The organism is Candidatus Phyllobacterium onerii (assembly GCF_028331445.1).
GTDB lineage: Bacteria > Pseudomonadota > Alphaproteobacteria > Rhizobiales > Rhizobiaceae > Phyllobacterium > Phyllobacterium onerii.
On sequence record NZ_JAQMHX010000005.1, the window covers coordinates 108,352 to 129,672 of the forward strand.

Genomic DNA, 21,321 nt, shown 5'->3' on the forward strand with positions numbered 1-21,321 from the left:
GCGGTGATGGCCAGCGATGCCGCGAACAGTAGAATTGAATTGAGCACTCTCATGAAAAACCTCTCGGGTGAATTTCGCCCAAGTAATCGTTGTGGTTGTAGTAAGGCAATTGTCCAAAAGTTGAATCTCCCGCTTTCCGTGTGATTGGGTTAACGACACGTCAGCATTGACTTATCTCCGGCCATTGGGTTTACACCGGTAGCCAATCCCCTTTCCGCAAATGACGGACACTTTCGCATGCTTGAGAAGACGTATGATGCCGCGGCCGTAGAGCCTGAAATCGCAAAACGCTGGGACGAGGCCGGCGCCTTCAAGGCCGGAGCCGGTTCCAAGCCAGGCGCCGAGGCATTTTCTATCGTCATACCGCCGCCGAATGTGACAGGTTCGCTGCATATGGGCCACGCGCTCAACAACACGATCCAGGATATAATGGTTCGTTTCGAGCGCATGCGCGGCAAGAACGTGCTTTGGCAGCCGGGCATGGACCATGCCGGCATCGCCACGCAGATGGTTGTCGAGCGGCAGTTGATGGAGCGGCAACAGCCGGGCCGCCGGGAGATGGGCCGGGAAAAGTTTGTCGAACGGGTATGGGAGTGGAAGTCGGAGTCCGGCGGCATCATTGCCGGTCAGCTCAGGCGCCTCGGTGCATCGTGCGATTGGTCGCGTGAGCGCTTCACCATGGATGAAGGCTTGTCGAAAGCCGTACTCGAAGTTTTCGTCACGCTCTACAAGCAAGGCCTGATCTACAAGGACAAGCGACTGGTCAATTGGGATCCGAAGCTTCTGACTGCAATTTCCGACATAGAAGTCGAGTCGCGCGAAATCAAAGGTCATCTATGGCACTTCCGTTATCCGCTCGAGAACGTGGCCTTCGACCCGGAAAACCCGCACACCTTCATCGTGGTTGCGACGACGCGTCCCGAAACCATGCTGGGCGATACGGGTGTCGCGGTTAATCCCGATGACGAGCACTATCATGCTCTGGTCGGCAACAACGTAGTCCTGCCGCTGGTCGGGCGTCATATTCCGATCGTTGCCGATGATTATGCCGATCCGGCCGCGGGTTCCGGCGCGGTCAAGATAACGCCGGCGCATGATTTCAACGACTTCGAAGTCGGCAAGCGTAACGATTTGCGCCAGATCAATATCCTGCACACGGATGCCTCGATTTTCCTCAAGGAAAACAATGACTTTTTTGAAGATCTTGAGAAATCGAGTCTTCTCGACCAGCTGGTTCATGCGCTTGATGGCAAAGACCGGTTTGCGGCGCGCAAGCTGATCGTCAGCATGATGGACGAGCGCGGCTATCTCGAAAAAGTCGAGGATCATACGCACGCTGTTCCCCACGGGGATCGCGGCGATGTGCCGATCGAACCCTATCTTACCGATCAGTGGTATGTGAATGCGGGCGAGCTTGCCAAGCCGGCGATTGCCAGCGTGCGCGAAGGCCGCACCACCTTCGTGCCCAAAAACTGGGAAAAAACCTATTTCGAATGGATGGAAAACATCCAGCCCTGGGCCATTTCGCGCCAGCTCTGGTGGGGTCATCAAATTCCGGCCTGGTACGGACCCGATGGACAGGTGTTCGTGGAACGCACGGAAGAAGAAGCGCTGAGTGCAGCGGTCCAGCATTATCTGGCGCATGAAGGGCCGATGAAGGCCCATGTCCAGAACCTTCTGGAAAACCTCAAGCCCGGTGAAATCCTGACCCGTGACGAGGATGTGCTCGACACCTGGTTTTCTTCGGCACTCTGGCCTTTCTCGACGCTGGGCTGGCCGGACAAAACGCCCGAGCTTGCTACCTACTATCCGACCAGTGTTCTCGTCAGCGGCTTTGACATCATCTTCTTCTGGGTAGCCCGGATGATGATGATGGGCCTGCATTTCATGGGGGAGGAGCCGTTCCACACCGTTTATATGCATGCGCTGGTTCGCGACAAGAATGGCGCCAAGATGTCGAAGTCGAAAGGCAACGTCATCGACCCGCTGGAACTGATCGACGAATATGGCGCGGATGCGCTGCGTTTCACGCTTGCCATCATGGCGGCGCAGGGGCGTGATGTTAGGCTCGACCCGAGCCGCATTGCCGGCTACCGCAACTTCGGCACGAAGCTGTGGAATTCGACACGTTTTGCCGAAATGAACGGCGTTGCCCGTGATGCCTCGTTCCGTCCAGAAAACGCCAAGCTCAACATCAATCGCTGGATTCTGACCGAGCTCACCAATGCGGTACGTGATGTCACTGATGGTATTGCCAGCTATCGCTTCAACGAGGCGGCAACTGCGGCATATCGCTTTGTCTGGAACCAGTTCTGCGACTGGTACATCGAATTGTTGAAGCCGGTATTCAACGGCGAGGATGCGGAAGCCAAGGCGGAGGCGCAGGCCTGCGCTGCCCATGTTCTCGATGAGATTTACAAGCTGCTACATCCGTTCATGCCGTTCATGACCGAAGAGCTCTGGGCATTGACGGCGGGCGAGGGCAAGAGCCGTGAGACGTTGCTGTGCCACGCAGGCTGGCCGGATCCGGATTTCGTCGACGCCGAGGCGGCAGCGGACATCAACTGGCTGATCGATCTGGTCACCGGGATACGTTCGGTACGCGCGGAGATGAACGTCCCGGCATCGGCGGTTGCGCCGCTCGTTATCATCGGCGCCAATGAAGTAACAAAGGAACGCTTGCAGCGTCACGACGCCTCGATCAAATGGCGCGCACGCGTCGAGACGATTACCCTTGCAGATGACGCGCCGAAGGGTTCGGCGCAATTTGTTATCGGCGAGGCGACGGCTTCGTTGCCGCTCGGCAGTCTGATTGATGTCAATGCGGAAATCGCGCGTCTGACCAAGGAATCCGGCAAGATCGCCGATGAGAGCGACAAGATCAGCAAAAAGCTCGGCAACGAGAAATTCGTCGCCAATGCCAAACCGGAAATCGTAGAAGCGGAACGCGAACGGTTGTTAGAACTTCAGGCTGCTGCCGAGAAGATCGAAACGGCCATCCGCAGGGTTCGCGAAGCAGGCTGAAGGGCTGCACCAGCGCGCCGGAGCGAATCCGGCGCGCGTCCAACGGGTTTTCCCCCCCTGAAAGGTGGTAACTTCCCCAATTCGGCCCGGCAAAAGCCCCAATTCCGTCATTTTTGGCCGCCGTTGCATTTGAGCAACAAGGGCGCTTTTCGGCCCAAAATCCATCGATTTGGCCGCTAATCATTTCGGATTAGCGCGAAATTCGCGAAATTTTCGTCTCGCGCTCGCGATTTTGCGGCAATTTCCGATTTTGGAGCGTTCGATACGCGAAACCGGTGATTTTCTGGTGATTGCGTGCACGCCGCGATTTGTTAGGTATTACGTATTGGTAACAATTTTCCTGAACTGTGTGGGGATCAGGAAGTTTTTAAGGCTTCGGGGAGGGACTTAATGTCTAGGGCTATTTCAACGATTTTGGGTGGAGCGTTGCTTCTGACAAGCGTGGCGTCTGCAGCACAGGCCGGGGGGCTGGAGCGCGGCGGCTACAATTGGGATCTGCTTTTCGATCAGGAACGCTATGCTACGGAAGCCGGTATTATCTATGTCACGCCGGATCGCAAGATCAAGAATGCCGTTGACACAAACCGGGCCGACGGGCTGGGAGCAAATGGTATCGGTGGCGGCTCCACGTCGACACACGAGACTCCGAGCTATGTAGTTCCTCGCTTCGGCGCAAAGATTGGCCTCACACCCGATGCGGATTGCCTTGCCTCCTACAGCCAGCCTTGGGGCGTCCATACCAATCCCGGTGCGGACTGGGTCGGTGCAAACCAGAACATCGAGACCGACATCAGGAGCGATGATTATGGACTGACGTGTTCGTACAAGTTTGATGTCGGCAAGGGTCAGCTCCGTGCGATCGGTGGCGTATCCTACCAGGAAGTTTCAGGCTATAAGAACCGTCTGGTCGTGGGCCCGGCAGCCTTCGGACCGGCTGCTGCGTTGTTCGATGGTCAGGGCAAGCTTGACCTCGATGCGGATGGCTGGGGCTGGCGCATTGGTGCTGCGTACGAAATTCCGGAAATCGCCTTCCGTGCAAGCCTTATCTACAATGCCGAGATCGACCTTGGCCAGATCAATGGTACCGTCGACCTGACGGGCCTTCCGCCACTGCCGACAAATCCTTTTGCCAACAAGATTACGGACGTTTACGGCACGGCTACGATGCCACAATCGTTAGAGTTCAAGCTCCAGACGGGTATCGCACCTGACTGGCTGGCATTCGGCTCGGTCAAATGGGTAGATTGGAGCGTTCTTAATGTGGTCTCGTTCTGCCCGACTTCGACCAAGGGCATTGTGAGTTGCGGCCCGACATCGCCAGTTCTGCTGACGACGCTCGATCTTATGTTCCAGGATGGCTGGACGGTCGCTGCCGGTATCGGCCACAAATTCAACGACAAGTGGAGTGGATCGGCGCAGCTTAGCTGGGATCGCGGCACGTCGACCGGTTTGACCACCCAGACCGATACGTATCTGCTTTCTGGTGGCGTGTCTTACGCACCCAACAAAAATGTCGAGCTTCGTTTAGGCGGCGCTGTTGGCATGCTGGCAGCTGGTTCCTATGGCCCGACGGCTTGCCCAAAGACCGGCGGCTGCGGCAACGACGTGACCTATGATTTCGGTGATGATTTCGTCGGCGCATTGTCTCTCGCAGGCAAAATCAAGTTCTAAGCCAAATTGCGAAAATCGAAATAGCCCGGCCAAGCGCCGGGCTTTTTCATACCCGCCTGCTTCGGGTGATCAAATTTTGTGACGATTCAGCAACACTGTGGCGCGATGATCGTCCAGGCTCTGGAGAGGACAGAATTTGCCCATTTTGCGCCACAAACCCGGAGCAACTCGAAAGGGCGGCAACCTTTGGTGGTTGATTACATCGAGTAACGGTACAGATGTTCCGCTTGGGGAAATGATGGACACGATACTTGTTTCATGGGCAAAAACTTCGAGCCGTAAGTTGATACACGGCCCTTCCACGATTGTTGCGTCATCGCGCCAATCGTATGCTTTCGACACAAGTGTTTTCTTTCGTTCTGGCCCTACTATTGCCGGAAAGCGGTCAAATGTTCGCTGGAATGGCATGCGAGATTTGGCCCTCCCGTTGCTGGTTGACGCGATGACGCGCGCTGGCGGGATTTGGGCTCGAACCGTTCGTATGGCGCGCGGTAACGCTGCGACACTCACGGTGAGGGCAAAGGAAGACTATAGTCATGCTCATCGCTGATCGTTTTTTTGGTCCAATTGTCGGGTTTGGCCTTTTGATGAGCGCTATGACCATGCCTTGTTTCGCCTTCGATACGCAAAATGAGGTGAAGGAAGACTCCAGCCCGTTCGCACTCTTCAAGTTTGGTTTCTCCGCATATAAGAACGGCCATAAGGACGAGGCAGTCAAAGCACTACGTTTTGCCGCTGAAAAGGGACATCAGGGCGCCAACTGGAAACTTGCGCGCATGTATGCGGAAGGCGACGGCGTCAAGGAAGATGACTACGAAGCCTACAAGATGTTCGAGCAGGTCGTCCATGAAGGCGCCGATCAGGGCACAGAGAACGAAAGCTACGTCGCTGATGCGCTGGTCGCGCTGGCAGGTTATGTCAAACGTGGCATCCCGAATTCGCCGATTAATTCCAACCCAAGTGCGGCGCGCGATCTTTATCTGCAGGCAGCATCGAATTTCGGCGATTCCGACGCGCAATTCGAGCTCGGCAAAATGCTGATGAAAGGCGAGGGCGGACAAGCCAGCCCCAACCAGGCTGCACGCTGGTTCCGTCTATCGGCGCAAAAAGGCAATGCGGGTGCGCAGGCCATGCTGGGCAATCTGCTGTTTCAGGCCGGCAAGACCGTGCGCGGCCTCGCGATGATGACCGCGGCTCTGGAACACGCCAACAAGCAGGACAAAGCCTGGATCCGCGATGTCCAGGAGCAGGCGTTTTCCATATCCGACGAGGCCGACCGGCGCACCGCGATGGTGCTGGCCGAGGACATCGTCAAGACCGGCGATTTTTGAACCGGAATGGTTGCCTGCCGACAAGACCTGTCGGCATATGTTCCGGGTGGAACGGTAGATCAGACCATTTGGTTATATGTCAGGAAGACGTCGGTTGTGCTGGGGTTCCCATTCTCCATGTGGCCGGCATAACGCCGCAGGAAACGATCATCCGCTGAGCCTTCCGAGTCGGCAAATTCTACAGATACGTCGTACCAACCATCCAGCGTCGCAATTTCAAGCTCGATGGAGCCTTTTGTCTTATCCTTTGGCAGGGGCACAAGGTAGTTGACCCAGGTTTTTTTCCCATCGTCCGTTAATATCTTCCCGTATTTGGTGGAGATTTTCAGATAGTTGTTTTTCCACAGCCCTTCATAGTTGATTTTCAACAGAATACCGCCAGCGCCCGCATATTTGGCCGAGACAAGGCCGTTCTTCAGATTTTCGATGGATATGCCGATACTATCGTCGACCCCCGTATCGCAGGTGCCTTTGGCCTGGAACAGATAGCCATTGGGTCCATAAACCGAGAATCCATATTGAGAATAGTAAGTGCGCAACATTGCGTTCAGCGGTTCGCCGGTCACTATGGTATAGCGCTTGGGGGCGAACCTTTGCTCGTTGGAAAAATTCGTTTCGTCATCATAGACGTAGAAAAAGACGCCAGCCTTGCCTTTGTTAGTGAAATCAAGAGTGAAGGCGCTCTTCGCCTTATCCTTCATATTGGTAACAGGTGAGGCCTTCACACTGAAATCATAGGGTAGAGGCCGCGCTTTGCGGCTGCCACTATCGTTTGATGTCTTATGACTAAACAGATTGCTCGGATTTTCCACTTTCGGAGCAATCAGTCTGGTTGCCTGGTCAATCATGGGACGGCTTTTGGCGCCCCTTGGGCCTCGGAGCTGGAAATCCTTCGTGATGATTTCGCTTGTCTGAAGTTCCGCTATTGCCGTGTCTGGCTTGGCGAAATCAAATGCCGAGGTCAGATCACCAGACACAGCACGCCGCCAGGCGCTGATATTGGTTTCCTTAATGCCAAAACGCGCTTCCAGGAATTGCAGAACGGAAGTGTGGTCGAAAACCTGCGAGCAGACCCATCCCCCCTTGGACCAGGGTGAGATGACCAAACAAGGTACCCGTGGCCCAAAACCAATGGGATGATCTTTGCCAATGGCAGGATCGCGTTGAATCTCGTGCGTGAGACTTTTCTGCAAAGAGGGGGAAACTTTGCCGTCGGCGGCGGCGATGGGCGGCATTGGTGGCACGATATGGTCGAAGAACCCGTCATTTTCATCATAGTTGATGATGAATACGGTTTTGCTCCAGACATCCGGGTTAGCGACGAGGGCGCTCAGCACCTTGTTGATGTAATAGGCACCGTGTGTAGGCGCGTTGGCTCCTGTGTGTTCCGAATAGAACTCGGGCGGGACGATCCACGATACATTGGGCAATTTGCCGTCTCGCGCATCGGAAGCAAATTGCTCCAGGGTACGATTGACAGCACCGTTTTTCGTCAAATTAGCCAGTTTGTCGTAATCGATGTCGATCTTTTCCTTGAAGCATCCTTTTTTGTCGGGCGTGAAACATTTACCAGCGCTCCAGTAGCAGCCCTTCACTGGATCGTTACGATACGCCTTGAAGTATTCGAGGCTGTTGTCTCCGTAATTATCGGTTTTCGAACCGGGATCACCTGTCCCACCTTGATAAACGCGCCAGCTTACCTTCCGTTTCGCGTCCTGCTGCTTGGCATTATGCTCTTCGATCCGTTCAGGGTAAGTCTTCCAGCCGCAACCGGTACCGCCTTCCGGTCCAAACAGGGCAGAGCCCAAACCTTTCTCATAGGCATCTCTGCCGCCTTTTGATGCAGCCGGATCAGAAGCCGTTCCGGAGAAAAGGTGCAGCCGGTTCGGATTGGTGTTGCCATGCACGGACGAGAAATAATGATCGCAAATTGTGAATGAATTGGCGAGGTGGCGGTGATAGCTCACGTCCTGATGTTTCAGATATCCCATGACGAGAACATCGAGCTTGGCTTCTATCCAGTTGTTATAATTACCATTGTTCCAGGCCTGAATCCCCGAATATACCAAATGGCAGGTGGAGCGTATCACCTCGCCGGTTTTGCTGTAGTCGATATGAAATGGTCCGATCACAGCGGTGTTGTCGTCAACGCCGCAGCGCAGGTCGGTGGGCAGATTTGCAACGTCCTGTACCGTCTTTCCGATATCCTGAATGATTTTTGTGGTGCTAAAACGCCCACTGTTTTGAAGCCAGATAGGGTGCATCTCACCGCCGCCGCCCATCCATTGAACAGGACGCGGGTCTGAATAGCCGCGCACGCCATTATACGTGCCGAAATAATGGTCGAAAGAGCGGTTCTCTTGCATCAGGATCACCACATGCTCGACATCTTTTATGGTACCGGTGACCCTGTTGGGCTCGATGGCCAGCGCCTGGCTGATCGCAGGAGGCATCATGCTGAGCCCCGCGGTGCCCGCTGTGGTTACGCCCATCATTTTCAGAAACTTACGCCGATCGACTTCACTCATAATTCTCAAGTCCTAAAAAGTTAAAAGGCGCCAAGGCGCTGAAAACAAAAGCCGCCGGAAAACAGGCGGAGCATCGGATCAAAAAAGTGTTTGGAGAAAAATTCCCACTGCGCACAATCAATTTGGCGCACAGGTAAAAGGCGAAAGAACCCCGGTCAATTCACCGAAGGTCTAAAGGAAACCGTCATAAATTCGTTGCGTATCAGGTGATGAAAATCGCGACCGGCACATGATCCGACGGTTTTTCCCAGGCGCGGACATGTTTTTCAATACTGGCGGATTCGAGCATGTTCGCGGCTTCCGGCGATAGCATCAGGTGATCGATGCGAATTCCGTTGTTCTTCTGCCAGGCACCCGCCTGATAATCCCAGAATGTATAGACGTCACCCTTGTCGGTAACACTGCGAACTGCATCGGTGAAGCCCAGGTTTTCGAGCCGTCGGAAAGATTGGCGTGTCGCCGGCTGGAACAGGGCATCATTGACCCAGGCTTCCGGGACTTTTGCGTCGATAGGCTCGGGGATGACATTGTAGTCGCCAGCCAGAATAAGTGGCTCTTCAAGGGCCAACCGCTCCTCCGCCCAGCGTTCCAGCCGCGCCATCCAGCCGATTTTATAGGGAAATTTCTCGGTGTTGATGGGATTGCCGTTCGGCAGATACAGGGAAACAACGCGCAGCGCGCCCTTTTCGGTAGAAAATACAGCTTCTATAAAGCGCGCGTGATCATCGGCGTCGTCGCCAGGAAGACCGCGATTGACCTCGTCGGGGGACTGCTTCGACAAAATGGCGACGCCGTTGAAGCCCTTCTGGCCATTCGTCTCAACATGATAGCCAAGCGCTTCCAGCTCGAAGCGCGGAAAACCTTCATCGACGGATTTGATTTCCTGCAGGCAGACAATGTCCGGATTGGACTCCTGCAGCCATGTCGTCAGCACCTCGATCCGGGCTTTGACGCCGTTTATGTTCCAGGTAACGATTTTCATGGATTTGCGCTCTGGTTGCAACGGCGGCAAGGTGATGTCAGACGGAGAAGCTTGTCCCGCAACCACAGGAAGAGGTCGCATTTGGATTACGGATCTGGAACGACTGGCCCATCAGATCGTCGACGAAATCAATCTCCGAACCGCCAATATAGGGCAGGGAAATCTGATCGATCAGCACCTTGGCGCCTAGTTTCTCGATGACGATGTCATCGACGTCCTGTGCGTCAACCAGATCGTATTTGTAGGAAAAACCCGAGCAGCCTCCGCCTTCGACGGAAATGCGCAAGGCGGTCTTTTCCGGATCTGACTGCAGAATCGCCGAGATGCGCTTTGCAGCGGCATCGGAGACAGAAACACTTAGCACTTCGGTCATTCTTTACGGTTCCTTCGCGGATTGCTCCGCTACGCTCAACAAAGCATTGACATTGTAATGTCACGCCTTGCCGTTCATCATACACCATAGCTAAGAATTGGCGACTGTGAAGTCAACGTTGTCAGCAGTCGGAAGATGGGAAGGCACATATTTCAATCATGTCCATGCAGGGTATCGGTTTCGGTTACAGGGAGAGGGCGCCATACGCCTGTGATCCCGAGAAAAGCCGCGGACGGCTGGTGCCCGAAACCGAAAGCCCGACGCGCACGGTGTTTCAACGTGATCGCGACCGTATCATTCATTCAACCGCGTTCCGGCGGCTGAAGCACAAGACGCAGGTTTTCATCGCGCACGAGGGTGATCACTATCGCACGCGGCTGACACATACGATCGAAGTGGCGCAGATCGCCCGGGCGCTCGCGCGTTCCATGCGGCTCGATGAGGATCTGGCCGAAGCAATCGCCCTGGTGCATGATTTCGGCCATACGCCGTTCGGTCATACGGGTGAGGATGCGCTCAACGAGAAAATGCATGACTTCGGCGGTTTCGATCACAACGCGCAGTCGTTGCGCATCGTGACAAATCTCGAAAAGCGCTACGCCGAGTTTGATGGGCTGAACCTGACCTGGGAAACTCTGGAGGGACTGGTCAAGCACAATGGTCCGCTGACCGATACTCTGGGCAACGGGCTGAAGCACCCGGTGCCGGCTGCAATCCTCGAATATAACGCGCAGCATGATCTCGAACTTGCACGCTTTGCCTCGCTGGAAGCGCAATGTGCGGCAATTGCCGATGATATCGCCTATAACGCCCATGACATCGATGATGGATTGCGCTCAGGTCTGCTTACGCTCGAAGCGCTCGAAGCCGTGCCGATAATCGGCGATATCCTGCACGCCGTCCGGCAGAAATATCCAACTCTTGATGATGTACGTACGTCGCATGAGATTGTCCGGAGGCAAATCACGATCATGGTCGAAGATGTGATACGTGCGGCGCAGGCCAATCTCGAAACGGTCAAGCCGCAGACAGTCGACGATATTCACGGTGCCGGGCGAACGATCGTTGGATTTTCAGCGCCGCTGCGCGAGCAGGAGAAGATGCTCAAGGCGTTTCTCTACAAGAACCTCTATTTCCACGACAACGTGGTGCGCGTGCGCAAATCCGCTGACAGAATTGTGAGAGAGTTGTTTGATGCCTATCTTGCAGACGCTCAGTGTATGCCCGAGGGCTGGCGCGAGAGCGAGAAACAGGGCGATCTGGCTGCGCGCGCAAGGCTGGTAGCGGATTTTTTGGCAGGGATGACCGATACATATGCTGTGCGGGAACACCGACGGTTGTTTGACCACACGCCCGATTTGGCCTAGAGACGCGTTTGCAAATCCACCCTGATGGACATCTGATGCGACTTTCTGCGCTTCCGGTGCTCATGGACGAAAATGTCCACTGCGCTCCGGTTCTCGAAAATCACACCACCTGTCTCATCAAGCTGAATTTTCAAAGGTCTCTAACGCAATTCGGCCAACAGCCGTTGATTTTTCTATGAACCCCGAATGAGTATGACGTCATGAACATCTTCGCCGATTTCGACGCGCGGATTAAGAACGCCCTGCAAGCGCTTGATTTAAAAACCACAGATGGTGCTGCTGTGGATCTGTCGCGCGTGGGTGTCGAACCGCCGCGCGATCCCAGCCATGGCGATATCGCGACGAATGCTGCGATGGTGCTCTCCAAGGCGGTTGGCCAAAACCCCCGCGAACTTGCTGTCAGAATCGGAGATGCGCTGAAGAATGATCCCGACGTCGGCTCCGTCGATGTGGCAGGTCCCGGTTTCATCAATCTGCGGCTCAAGGACACCTATTGGCACCGGCAACTTGCCGTAATGCTGGGCGCCGGGCTCGACTATGGCCGGTCAAAGCTCGGTTACGGCCACCGGGTCAATGTCGAATATGTCTCGGCCAATCCGACCGGTCCCATGCATGTCGGCCATTGCCGGGGTGCGGTGGTCGGCGATGCACTGGCCAACCTGCTCAAGTTTGCAGGTTATAACGTTGCCAAGGAATATTACATCAATGATGCCGGCGCGCAGATCGACGTGCTGGCAAGCTCTGTGATGTTGCGGTATCGCGAGGCGCTCGGCGAACAGATCGGCGATATTCCTGCAGGGCTCTATCCTGGCGATTATCTCGTGCCCGTGGGTCAGTCGCTTGCCGCCGATTATGGCACGAAGCTCCTGGAAATGCCGGAAGATGAGGCGATGGTCATCGTCAAGGACCGAACGATCGATGCGATGATGGTGATGATCCGCGACGATCTCGCCTCGCTCAACGTTCATCATGACGTGTTCTTCTCCGAGCGGACGCTGCATGCCAACAATGCCAAGCTGATCCGGTCTGCCATCAACGACCTGACGCTGAAGGGGCATGTGTACAAGGGCAAACTGCCGCCGCCCAAGGGCCAATTGCCGGAAGATTGGGAAGACCGGGAGCAAACGCTGTTCCGGTCGACCGATGTGGGCGACGATATCGACCGGCCGCTGGTCAAGTCCGACGGCCAGTTCACCTATTTCGCGGCCGACGTTGCCTATTTCAAGGACAAGTACGACCGGCATTTCGACGAGATGATCTATGTGCTCGGCGCGGATCATGGCGGTTATGTCAAGCGGCTGGAATCTTTGGCGCGGGCTGTTTCCGGCGGAACGGCGAAGCTGACTGTATTGATCTGCCAGCTCGTCAAGCTCTATCGCAACGGCGAACCCGTGCGGATGTCGAAACGGTCGGGCGAGTTCGTGACCTTGCGCGATGTGGTGGAGGAAGTAGGCCGGGATCCAGTGCGGTTCATGATGCTGTACCGGAAGAACGACGCGCCGCTCGATTTCGACTTCGCCAAAGTCACCGAACATTCCAAGGACAATCCCGTCTTCTACGTTCAGTATGCTTCGGCCAGATGCCATTCGGTTTTCCGGCAGGCGATCGAACAGCTGGGGATCGGCGAAATCCAGTTGGCGGCGAGCGCGCAACACTTCGGTTTGCTAACGGATGAGAGCGAAATCGCGCTCATCCGCAAGCTCGCGGAATACCCCCGGCTGATCGAAACAGCGGCTTTGCATCAGGAGCCGCACAGGCTCGCTTTCTACCTCTACGACCTTGCAAGTTCGCTGCACACACAGTGGAATAGGGGAACCGAAAACCCGGACTTACGTTTTATTAAGGTTAACGATCCAGACTTGTCCCAAGCCAGGCTAGGGCTGGTGCAGGTTGTTTCGAAGGTCTTGACGTCCGGATTGTCAATAATAGGTGCGGACGCCCCGACCGAAATGCGTTAATATACGCTGAAAAGCGTAGCAATCCTGTCAACTTTTGCCCACATTGCGCTGGTAAGGCCAATGCGTGACGTTTTCGGACGTCCCACAGTTGAGAGTACAGGATTAACGCCATGGCGGACAACAATATTCAGCGTTCTCACCGGCAGGATGATTCGCGATCAGGTAATAACGACCCTCTGATGGAACTTTCCCGTATCATGGGAACGGTTGAAGAGGAAGGGTCGACTAACGGATCCAACGATGATTTTGCTATGGATCTCGAACGCGAGCTGATGGGGGGCTTCGATGAACCAGCCGCGCCTCAGTCCGCTGACAATGATGCCCACGACGATCAGCTTGCCGCTCAGGATTTTCAGGAATCCATCGAGCGCGAGTTGAATGCGGAACCGCCTTACGAAAGTCACCAAGTCGCGAACGAATCCGTAGCCGCCTATGAAGAACCAGATTATGCCGATTACGAGCCGGACCCGGTTTACGCGGACAGCGAAGCGGGCGAGGGTGTTGGTGTTGCCATCTCCCATTACGAAGAGCGCCCCGTGCTCGCAACGCCATCACTCAGTCTCGAGGATGAGCTCGAAACCTTGCTTGCAGGATCGGCGCAGCCAGCAGTGCAGCGTTCGGCAAATGCTTCCTGGGGCTATGGATCGCAGACACAGGTTCCGGGGCGAACAGAGATTGCCCCGTCGATCAGCCGGACAACATCATACCAGCAGCCATCCCATGTGTCGGAAACAGTCGTCCACGAGGTTCCCGAGCCAGAGCCTGTAGCTTACGAAGCTGCCGAAGAAGAGCAGGTTCAGGATTCGGAGATCGAGGATTTCGATACCGACGAATTGATGGCGGCGCTCGATGATTTCGACGTAACGGCGGATCAAGACGAGAACAGCGAACCAGTTGCAGAAGCAGCCCCGGTTTTCCCGCTTTATCAAAACCTGGAGCAATCCTCGACGCCGGTTCGTGAACAGATCGAAGTACCTGTTGCCATGCCTGTTGCCAGCGCACCGCAATTGCCCGAGGTTCATGAGCTCAGCGATTATGCCGACGAGCTCGATCGCGCAGCGTCGGCGATTACTGCAGCACCCGATGTCGATACGGTGGCGGTTACAGAAAGCCGCGTTGATTATACCGAGTCGCTCGATCTTCCGGCCGTGAACTATGAGGACGACGTTCCGCAGCACAATGGACTGAACGAGCTCGATAATGAATTTGCCGAGGTATTCGGTTCGATCGAAGCGGACGATTCGCGCGGCGCCTATGTCCCGGCAGAGGATCCTGCCCCACAGGAGCCCGAGAAGGACCGATACGCCGATATTTTCGCAGACGTATTCGGGAACGAGGCAGATCAGAACAAATACAATCCGGCAGGCTATGCAGTAGCAGCCGGCGCTGCCGCTATCGGCGCTGCGAGCTCACAACAAAGCCGGGCAACCCCCGCCTACGGTCCGGAAGAGGATCTGGATTTTGGCTATGATCCTCGCCAGGACAATGTCGATATAGCCGCTACGCCCTATGGGCAAAAGGAAACACCTGCGCGTCGCCGTAGTAACCTGTTTGTTCCCGGCGTGGCAGCGGCTGTTGTTTTGCTCGCGGTCGCCGGCGCCGTCGCCTATAAATGGACCGGCGGTTCGAACGGCGAACCGGTCGTCATCATGGCAGACAAGACACCGATCAAGGTCCAGCCGGAAACCGCCAGCACGGCCGTAGTGCCAAATCAGGACAAAGCGGTTTACGACAAGAGCTCGACGGCTGCTCCGGAAGCGCCGAAGCAGGATCAGCTCGTAACAACACGGGAGGATCCTATCGATCTTCCAGCCGATGAGGATGGAGGCGCGTCCGTTACGGATATGCTCGCCGCCGATGCGCCCCCCACTGATGCGCCTGCTGCGGGCGACAAGGTGGAGGCGCGTGTTGATCCTGCCACTGCAGACGACACCGCCGACGCTGCGCCGGCGGAACGCAACAGTGCGATTGCACCGCGCAAGGTGCAGACTATGGTCGTCAAACCGGATGGCACGATGGTCGCCTCCATTCCAGAACCGGCTGATCCGGTGAGCGCAGGCCCTGCCGCTCCTCCAGCTGACCGTCCCGCTGCTCCGCTCGACGCAAATGCATCCGCAGCGCCGGCAACAACTGGCGACGACGAAATTGGCGCATTGATGCAGGACGCCCCGACGGCTGCGCCGGTACAGACTGCTGCACCGGCACCCGAAGCACCAACTGCAGCGGCAAAACCGGCTCCGGCCGCGGGCAAGTTGCCTCCGAAGCCCGTCGCAACCAAGAAGATCACTCCCGAAACGGTTGCTTCCGTTACGCCGAAGAATATTCCGGTTGTTGAATCGCGTCCGGCAGATCAACCGATCGATATTGTCGATCGCGTTCCACCAAAGAATGCAGCGGGCCAGCAGGTGGCCTCCGCCGCTCCGGCTGCGGGGAGCTATCTCATCCAAATTGCCTCGCAACCGAATGTCGAGGGCGCGCAGAAGACATATGCTTCGCTCTCCCAGAAATATGCGGGTGTGATCGGCGGCCGCGGTGTCGATATCAAACAGGCCGAGATTGCCGGCAAGGGCACATTCTTCCGTGTCCGCATTCCGGCTGGCTCCAAGAGCGATGCGAACGCCCTGTGCGCGAAATACAAGACTGCAGGCGGCAGCTGCTTCGTTACGCAGTAAAAACCTCGCGCATCTTATTGAAAAGGCTCCGCCATTGGCGGAGCCTTTTTGTTTGCGCGAGTGCAATCGGCTGATAACCTGATCGAATATTGTTTGCTTTTTAGGCTGATGGAATTGTCATTACGCAGATTGTAAAACCCAACAGATGGGATTATATTTTTTATGGTTGTTATCCACCGTGCTTACGGATTTCGTTTTGTGATCTACACCGTCGACCACGAACCAGCACATATCCATATTATCGGGACGGGCCAAGCGAAGATCAATCTCAATGGTTTGGGCGGTGCCCCCGAATTGATTTACAGCATAGGCATCAAGCGGTCGGACATGAAGCGGTTGATGGCGGAGGTTTGCGAGCTCCGTGATATATTCAAACGGGAATGGGAGCGTATCCATGGCAGACTTGACTGACGCGCAGTTCGATCTGGCAAATGCCAGGGGACAAGAAACACTAATGAGGGAACCTCGGGCGTCGCTGGCTCGATATGACAGTGCAACCCGGCGCGTGGTGTTAGATCTTATAAATGGATGCAGCTATGCATTTCCATTCCATTTCGTGCAGGATTTGCAGAATGCGAGTGATGAGGACCTCGCTGATATCCGGGTCGATGGGGCTGGCCTGAACTTGCAGTGGCCCAAGCTGGACGTTGATCTATATGTACCTGCTCTTGTGTCAGGCATTTTCGGTACACGGGCCTGGGTGACCCGGGAACTTGCTCGCGTGGCGGGCCAGGCCGTTTCACCCGCAAAGTCGGCTGCAGCTAGGGCGAATGGTGCAAAGGGTGGGCGTCCGCGAAAAACGGCTAGCGGCTGATCTTGCTAAAGCTTTTGCAAATGTTCAGCGAAGCCTGTGCGATAGGCAGTGATTTGAAGTAGACTCCCGTTATGAGCGAATCAAAAGCATGGATTGCCGGGATGACCGGTTTGAAACTGACCCCAGACGAAATCGCGTTCTTTCGCGATGAGCGGCCGTGGGGTTTTATTCTTTTTGCCCGCAATATCAGCGAGCCGGCACAGATCGAAGACCTGTGTGCGCATCTGCGTGATCTGGTGAACCGTGACGACGCACTGGTGCTGATTGACCAGGAAGGCGGGCGCGTGCAGCGCCTGCGACCGCCGCTCGTTCCGGATTATCCCTCAGGGTCGCAACTCGGCGCGCTTTTCCGGGAAAACGAGGAACTCGGATTGCGTTCCGCCTGGCTCCTGTCGCGCCTGCATGCGTTTGATCTCCTCAAGCTCGGAATCAATGTCGATTGCCTGCCGGTGCTCGATGTTCCGGTCGAAGGCGCCAATGACGTTATTGGCACCCGCGCCTATGGCAAGCATCCTGAGATCGTGACGGCCATGGGCCGAGCCGCCGCAGATGGCTTGCTCGCAGGCGGCATGCTGCCAGTGATCAAGCACATACCTGGGCACGGCCGCGCCTTTGCCGACACGCATCACGAATTGCCGACGGTCGCGACGGCGCTTGAGGAGCTTGCCGAACATGATTTCGCGCCGTTTCGGGCTTTGGCTGACCTGCCGATGGCGATGAGCGCGCATGTGATCTTTTCGGCCGTTGATCCAAAGAACCCGGCGACGACATCGGGCAAGGTGGTAGAGGAGATCATCCGGGACTATATAGGTTTCGACGGGCTGCTGATGAGCGACGATGTCTCCATGAATGCACTTTCTGGGGATTATTTCGACCGGACCAAAGCAATCTTTGCGGCGGGGCTTGATATCGTGCTTCATTGCCACGGCATCATGGATCAGATGAAGGCAGTTGCGGCTTGCACTCCGGAGCTTGAGGGCAAGGCGTTCGAGCGGGCGCAGCGAGCAATCGAATATCGAAAAGAACCGGACACCTCCAACGAGGAAGAACTCCGGGAGGAGTTCCAGCGCACGTTCGAGGCGGTGGCATAGAAGCGAGAGAAATTTGGCGAGCGAGCAAAAGATAAATGGCAACGACACGGCACCCATGGAAGCGCTGTGGGAAAGTCAGGTCGATCGCGCAGCCAGCGAACCATCGCTTGTTATTGATATCAAGGGGTTCGAAGGCCCGCTTGATCTATTGCTGCATCTGGCGCGCAATCAGCGCGTCGATCTTGCTCGCATTTCCGTGCTTGCGCTGGTCGAGCAGTATTTGATCTTCATCCGGCAGGCGCAGGCATTGCGACTTGAGCTTGCCGCTGATTATCTGGTCATGGCGGCGTGGCTTACCTACCTTAAATCCAAGCTTCTGATCCCCAAGGCGCCTGGCGACGAAGGCGAAAGCGGTGAGGAGTTGGCGGCGACGCTGCAGTTCCGGCTGAAGCGGCTGGAAGCAATGCGCGACGCGGCAACGAAGCTCATTAACCGTAACCGGCTCGGCCGCGATGTCTTTGCCCGTGGCATGCCCGAGGCTGTGATTGTCGATCAAACCAACGCCTATGCGGCGACGCTCTACGAGCTTTTGACCGCCTACGCTTCACAGCGGCAAAAGCGGGCCACTTCGCATGTGCAGATCGCGCGGCGTACGGTCTGGTCACTGAAGGATGCGCGCGAAATCCTGATGCGGCTTGTTGGTGAGATGAAGGATTGGACAGCGCTCGATCATTACCTGATGGAATTCATCTTTTCACCGGCGGAGCGGGCGACCGCCATGGCCAGCTCTTTTGCTGCCAGCCTGGAAATGGTCCGGGAAGGGCATCTGGAAATTCGCCAGACTGGCGCGTTCAACCCGATCTATCTGCGCAACAGGCTTGATAAGCAGACCGAGCCGCTGAAGGATGTGGCAAATGGCTGATAGCATTCATAACATCGAAGATGATGAACTCGAGTTGCCGGCCGGCAACTGGAACTCAGCGGTTTCGCTTTCCGATGCGCTGCGCATGGCCGAGGCCATATTGTTCGCATCGGCGGAGCCCGTAACGGAAAAGGCCCTGCGTGAGCGCCTGCCGTCCGGTGTCGACGTAGCTGCGCTACTTGGCGAATTGCAGGAGATCTATTCAAAGCGCGGCATCAATCTGCGGCAGACGGGTGGCGCATGGGCATTTCGCACGGCTGCCGATCTCGCCTTCCTGATGAACCGGGAGGCCGTGCAGCAAAAGAAGCTGTCGCGTGCAGCTCTCGAGGTCCTTGCGATCATCGCCTATCATCAGCCGGTGACACGCGCGGAGCTTGAAGATATTCGCGGTGTCGAGACTTCGAAGGGCACACTCGATGTGCTGATGGAAACGGGCTGGATCAAGTTCCGCGGGCGCCGCCGCACGCCCGGCCGTCCCATTACCTACGGGACCACTGCTTCATTCCTCGACCATTTCGGCCTGCAGGAAGTGCGCGATCTGCCGGGGATTGACGAGTTGCGCGGGGCCGGTCTGCTTTCGACGCGCATGCCGACGAATTTTGCCATCCCGATCCCGGTCAATGATCCGGATGAACTGACCGAGGATGAAGATCCACTGACGGACATCGACCTCGAGGAACTCGGTCTTTTGACGCCCCGCATCGAACATGATTGAGACAAGCTTTCTGTTATAATCGCTTGCCAACATCAAAATTCGTGACGCAGAGTTCACTTCGGACTTGCGCTGCGTTTACATGAATGTGAAAGAGCAGAAGAGACTTGTGTTTGAAAAGCACGGGGAAAAGACATAGATCAGCTCAAACTGTTGGGCGAATGTGAGGATCAAATGGGTAGTTTTTCAATCTGGCACTGGCTTATCGTGCTTGCGGTCGTGCTCCTTCTTTTCGGTCGCGGCAAGATCCCGGAACTCATGGGTGACGTTGCCAAGGGTATCAAGAATTTCAAGAGCGGCATGAGCGACGATACGTCTGACACTGCCGACAATTCGAAAACGATTGATAATCAGACCAGCCAGCCGGTGAATTCAGTCAAGGAAAAGACTACAAAGTCTTGAATCCAAGGATAATCTTGTCCTTCGCGCGGGTGTGTTGCCGCGTCGTGGCTGGAGCATGATGAATGTTTGAAGTTGGTTGGTCGGAAATCCTGGTGATCGTGATCGTCATGATCGTGGTGGTCGGACCGAAGGATTTGCCGAAGATGCTGCGTGCCTTCGGCAAGGCGACCGCAAAGTTTCGGGCAACGGCCGGCGAATTCCGCAAGCAGTTTGACGAGGCCTTGAAAGAGGCCGAGCTCGATGACGTACGTGAAATCATCAATGATGCCAAGAGCCTCGATCCTCGCAACGACATTCGCAAGGTATTCGATCCTGTGCGCACGATCGGTGAGGAGATCCGTTCCACGCTGAAGGATGCGACAGTGACTGCAAAGGATAATGTCGCCGTGCCCGATCCAGCTGCGCCAGGGGCAACACAGTTGCAACCGCAGGTGATGGAACCCTTAGCCGCTTCGGCCGCGCCTGCCGCTGAAACAGCGACAAAGAAGCCTGCAAGGTCAAGACAGAAGCCGGTTGCGGCTGCCGCTGAAACCAAAGCCAAGCCGGCAGCGCCAGCCAAGAAAGTCGCAGACGCTTCGAAGGCTGCGTCCAAGAAAGGCGCTGCCCCTGCTGCAGAAGTTGCAACGGCTGCACCGACCAAAACACCTGCCAAAAGAACAGCGAAGCCGAAGGCCAAGGCTGTCGACACGGGGACAAAGAGTTGAGCAGCGCTGACGACGAAATCGATAAAAGCTCGGCCCCCTTGATGGAGCACCTGATCGAGTTACGCCGGCGCCTGATCTGGGCACTTCTGGCGTTCTTCATCGCGTTCCTCGTATGCTTTCATTTCGGCAAGCAGTTGTTCAACCTTTTGGTCATCCCGTATCAGTGGGCAATCTTGTGGGCGGGGTTCGATCCGGCCAAGGCGCAACTCATCTATACGGCCCCACAGGAATTCTTTTTCACGCAGGTGAAGGTCGCCATGTTCGGCGGTATCGTCATCGCATTCCCGGTCATCGCATCGCAAATCTACAAGTTCGTGGCGCCCGGACTCTACCGCAACGAGAGAATGGCGTTTCTGCCATTCCTGATTGCATCGCCGATCCTTTTCCTCATGGGCGGGGCACTTGTCTATTTCTTCTTCACGCCGATGGTCATGTGGTTCTTCCTGGCCATGCAGCAGACTGGCGGAGCGGGTGAAGTCCAGATTTCGCTGTTGCCGAAGGTTTCCGAATATCTCAGCCTTATCATGACGCTGATTTTCGCATTCGGTCTGGTGTTTCAGCTCCCGGTTGTGACGACCCTCCTGGCGCGCGTCGGTCTCGTCGGTTACGAGGGGCTGAGGTCGAAGCGCAAATACGCCATCATCATTGCGTTTATCGTGGCCGCCGTTATCACGCCGCCCGATCCGATCAGCCAGATCGGTCTTGCACTCCCGACGATCCTTCTCTACGAGGTTTCGATCTGGATGGCGCGTCTGGTCGAAAAGAAGCGTGCGGCAGATGAGGCTGAAGCAAAATCAGAGTCCAGCGAAGTCTCGTCCTGACGGTCATCG

Annotated in this window: 17 protein-coding genes; 14 read left to right on the plus strand and 3 right to left on the minus strand. The window is 55.9% G+C overall.

Annotated elements, in window-relative coordinates:
- The first annotated feature begins 237 nt into the window (after positions 1-237).
- The 3 genes from PHA01_RS13115 to PHA01_RS13125 all read left to right on the plus strand — a co-directional run bounded on the left by PHA01_RS13115 (position 238) and on the right by PHA01_RS13125 (position 6,026).
- A complete protein-coding gene (locus PHA01_RS13115; protein ID WP_271896175.1) occupies positions 238-3,024 on the plus strand; it encodes a valine--tRNA ligase in 2,787 nt (928 codons plus the stop codon).
- A gap of 390 nt (positions 3,025-3,414) precedes the next feature.
- Positions 3,415-4,695 (plus strand): OmpP1/FadL family transporter, encoded by a 1,281-nt coding sequence (locus PHA01_RS13120; protein WP_271896177.1) that lies wholly within the window; start codon positions 3,415-3,417, stop codon positions 4,693-4,695.
- 536 nt (positions 4,696-5,231) lie between these two features.
- A complete protein-coding gene (locus tag PHA01_RS13125) occupies positions 5,232-6,026 on the plus strand; it encodes a tetratricopeptide repeat protein (protein ID WP_112530299.1) in 795 nt (264 codons plus the stop codon).
- A 59-nt stretch (positions 6,027-6,085) separates the two neighbouring features.
- Here the strand turns inward: PHA01_RS13125 and PHA01_RS13130 are convergent, their stop codons facing one another.
- The 3 genes from PHA01_RS13130 to erpA all read right to left on the minus strand — a co-directional run bounded on the left by PHA01_RS13130 (position 6,086) and on the right by erpA (position 9,909).
- Positions 6,086-8,554 (minus strand): phosphocholine-specific phospholipase C, encoded by a 2,469-nt coding sequence (locus PHA01_RS13130; RefSeq protein ID WP_271896179.1) that lies wholly within the window; start codon positions 8,552-8,554, stop codon positions 6,086-6,088.
- A gap of 202 nt (positions 8,555-8,756) precedes the next feature.
- Positions 8,757-9,536, minus strand: coding sequence for an exodeoxyribonuclease III (xth, locus tag PHA01_RS13135; protein WP_271896182.1), 780 nt, complete (start codon positions 9,534-9,536; stop codon positions 8,757-8,759).
- A 37-nt stretch (positions 9,537-9,573) separates the two neighbouring features.
- Complete coding sequence (erpA, locus tag PHA01_RS13140; RefSeq protein WP_162701933.1) at positions 9,574-9,909, minus strand: iron-sulfur cluster insertion protein ErpA; 336 nt, start codon at positions 9,907-9,909, stop codon at positions 9,574-9,576.
- Between the two features lie 158 nt (positions 9,910-10,067).
- Here erpA and PHA01_RS13145 point away from each other — a divergent pair, with 158 nt between their 5' ends.
- The 11 genes from PHA01_RS13145 (at position 10,068) to tatC (ending at position 21,312) form a co-directional block, all read left to right on the plus strand.
- Positions 10,068-11,276, plus strand: a complete 1,209-nt coding sequence (locus tag PHA01_RS13145) for a deoxyguanosinetriphosphate triphosphohydrolase (RefSeq protein WP_271896184.1) — start codon at positions 10,068-10,070, stop codon at positions 11,274-11,276.
- Positions 11,277-11,476: 200 nt separating this feature from the next.
- Positions 11,477-13,234, plus strand: a complete 1,758-nt coding sequence (argS, locus tag PHA01_RS13150) for an arginine--tRNA ligase (RefSeq protein ID WP_271896186.1) — start codon at positions 11,477-11,479, stop codon at positions 13,232-13,234.
- 110 nt (positions 13,235-13,344) lie between these two features.
- On the plus strand, positions 13,345-15,906 hold the full coding sequence (locus PHA01_RS13155; protein ID WP_271896188.1) for an SPOR domain-containing protein: 2,562 nt from the start codon (positions 13,345-13,347) through the stop codon (positions 15,904-15,906).
- 162 nt (positions 15,907-16,068) lie between these two features.
- On the plus strand, positions 16,069-16,317 hold the full coding sequence (locus PHA01_RS13160) for a DUF4160 domain-containing protein (RefSeq protein ID WP_271896190.1): 249 nt from the start codon (positions 16,069-16,071) through the stop codon (positions 16,315-16,317).
- A complete protein-coding gene (locus PHA01_RS13165; protein WP_271896192.1) occupies positions 16,301-16,720 on the plus strand; it encodes a DUF2442 domain-containing protein in 420 nt (139 codons plus the stop codon). The genes PHA01_RS13160 and PHA01_RS13165 overlap by 17 nt, the downstream gene beginning before the upstream one ends.
- A 71-nt stretch (positions 16,721-16,791) precedes the next feature.
- Positions 16,792-17,811, plus strand: coding sequence for a beta-N-acetylhexosaminidase (gene nagZ, locus PHA01_RS13170; RefSeq protein ID WP_271896194.1), 1,020 nt, complete (start codon positions 16,792-16,794; stop codon positions 17,809-17,811).
- 55 nt (positions 17,812-17,866) lie between these two features.
- Positions 17,867-18,673 carry a segregation and condensation protein A gene (locus tag PHA01_RS13175; protein ID WP_271896655.1) on the plus strand — a complete coding sequence of 269 codons (807 nt, stop codon included), beginning with the start codon at positions 17,867-17,869 and terminating at the stop codon, positions 18,671-18,673.
- Positions 18,666-19,388, plus strand: a complete 723-nt coding sequence (gene scpB, locus PHA01_RS13180; protein WP_271896196.1) for an SMC-Scp complex subunit ScpB — start codon at positions 18,666-18,668, stop codon at positions 19,386-19,388. The genes PHA01_RS13175 and scpB overlap by 8 nt, the downstream gene beginning before the upstream one ends.
- 171 nt (positions 19,389-19,559) lie before the next feature.
- Complete coding sequence (locus PHA01_RS13185) at positions 19,560-19,787, plus strand: twin-arginine translocase TatA/TatE family subunit (protein ID WP_271896198.1); 228 nt, start codon at positions 19,560-19,562, stop codon at positions 19,785-19,787.
- 62 nt (positions 19,788-19,849) lie between these two features.
- Complete coding sequence (tatB, locus tag PHA01_RS13190; protein ID WP_271896200.1) at positions 19,850-20,491, plus strand: Sec-independent protein translocase protein TatB; 642 nt, start codon at positions 19,850-19,852, stop codon at positions 20,489-20,491.
- A gap of 41 nt (positions 20,492-20,532) precedes the next feature.
- Positions 20,533-21,312 carry a twin-arginine translocase subunit TatC gene (gene tatC / locus PHA01_RS13195; RefSeq protein WP_417020968.1) on the plus strand — a complete coding sequence of 260 codons (780 nt, stop codon included), beginning with the start codon at positions 20,533-20,535 and terminating at the stop codon, positions 21,310-21,312.
- Positions 21,313-21,321 lie beyond the last annotated feature (9 nt).

Excerpts from the sequence above, each read along its gene's own strand:
- PHA01_RS13115 (WP_271896175.1), top strand. The coding sequence starts at position 238 with ATGCTTGAGAAGACGTATGATGCCGCGGCCGTAGAGCCTGAAATCGCA.
- xth (WP_271896182.1), bottom strand. The coding sequence starts at position 9,536 with ATGAAAATCGTTACCTGGAACATAAACGGCGTCAAAGCCCGGATCGAG.
- tatB (WP_271896200.1), top strand. The coding sequence starts at position 19,850 with ATGTTTGAAGTTGGTTGGTCGGAAATCCTGGTGATCGTGATCGTCATG.
- PHA01_RS13185 (WP_271896198.1), top strand. The coding sequence starts at position 19,560 with ATGGGTAGTTTTTCAATCTGGCACTGGCTTATCGTGCTTGCGGTCGTG.
- PHA01_RS13165 (WP_271896192.1), top strand. The coding sequence starts at position 16,301 with ATGGCAGACTTGACTGACGCGCAGTTCGATCTGGCAAATGCCAGGGGA.
- tatC (WP_417020968.1), top strand. The coding sequence starts at position 20,533 with ATGGAGCACCTGATCGAGTTACGCCGGCGCCTGATCTGGGCACTTCTG.
- PHA01_RS13130 (WP_271896179.1), bottom strand. The coding sequence starts at position 8,554 with ATGAGTGAAGTCGATCGGCGTAAGTTTCTGAAAATGATGGGCGTAACC.
- erpA (WP_162701933.1), bottom strand. The coding sequence starts at position 9,909 with ATGACCGAAGTGCTAAGTGTTTCTGTCTCCGATGCCGCTGCAAAGCGC.
- argS (WP_271896186.1), top strand. The coding sequence starts at position 11,477 with ATGAACATCTTCGCCGATTTCGACGCGCGGATTAAGAACGCCCTGCAA.
- PHA01_RS13145 (WP_271896184.1), top strand. The coding sequence starts at position 10,068 with ATGTCCATGCAGGGTATCGGTTTCGGTTACAGGGAGAGGGCGCCATAC.
- PHA01_RS13125 (WP_112530299.1), top strand. The coding sequence starts at position 5,232 with ATGCTCATCGCTGATCGTTTTTTTGGTCCAATTGTCGGGTTTGGCCTT.
- scpB (WP_271896196.1), top strand. The coding sequence starts at position 18,666 with ATGGCTGATAGCATTCATAACATCGAAGATGATGAACTCGAGTTGCCG.
- PHA01_RS13120 (WP_271896177.1), top strand. The coding sequence starts at position 3,415 with ATGTCTAGGGCTATTTCAACGATTTTGGGTGGAGCGTTGCTTCTGACA.
- PHA01_RS13160 (WP_271896190.1), top strand. The coding sequence starts at position 16,069 with ATGGTTGTTATCCACCGTGCTTACGGATTTCGTTTTGTGATCTACACC.
- nagZ (WP_271896194.1), top strand. The coding sequence starts at position 16,792 with ATGAGCGAATCAAAAGCATGGATTGCCGGGATGACCGGTTTGAAACTG.
- PHA01_RS13175 (WP_271896655.1), top strand. The coding sequence starts at position 17,867 with ATGGAAGCGCTGTGGGAAAGTCAGGTCGATCGCGCAGCCAGCGAACCA.
- PHA01_RS13155 (WP_271896188.1), top strand. The coding sequence starts at position 13,345 with ATGGCGGACAACAATATTCAGCGTTCTCACCGGCAGGATGATTCGCGA.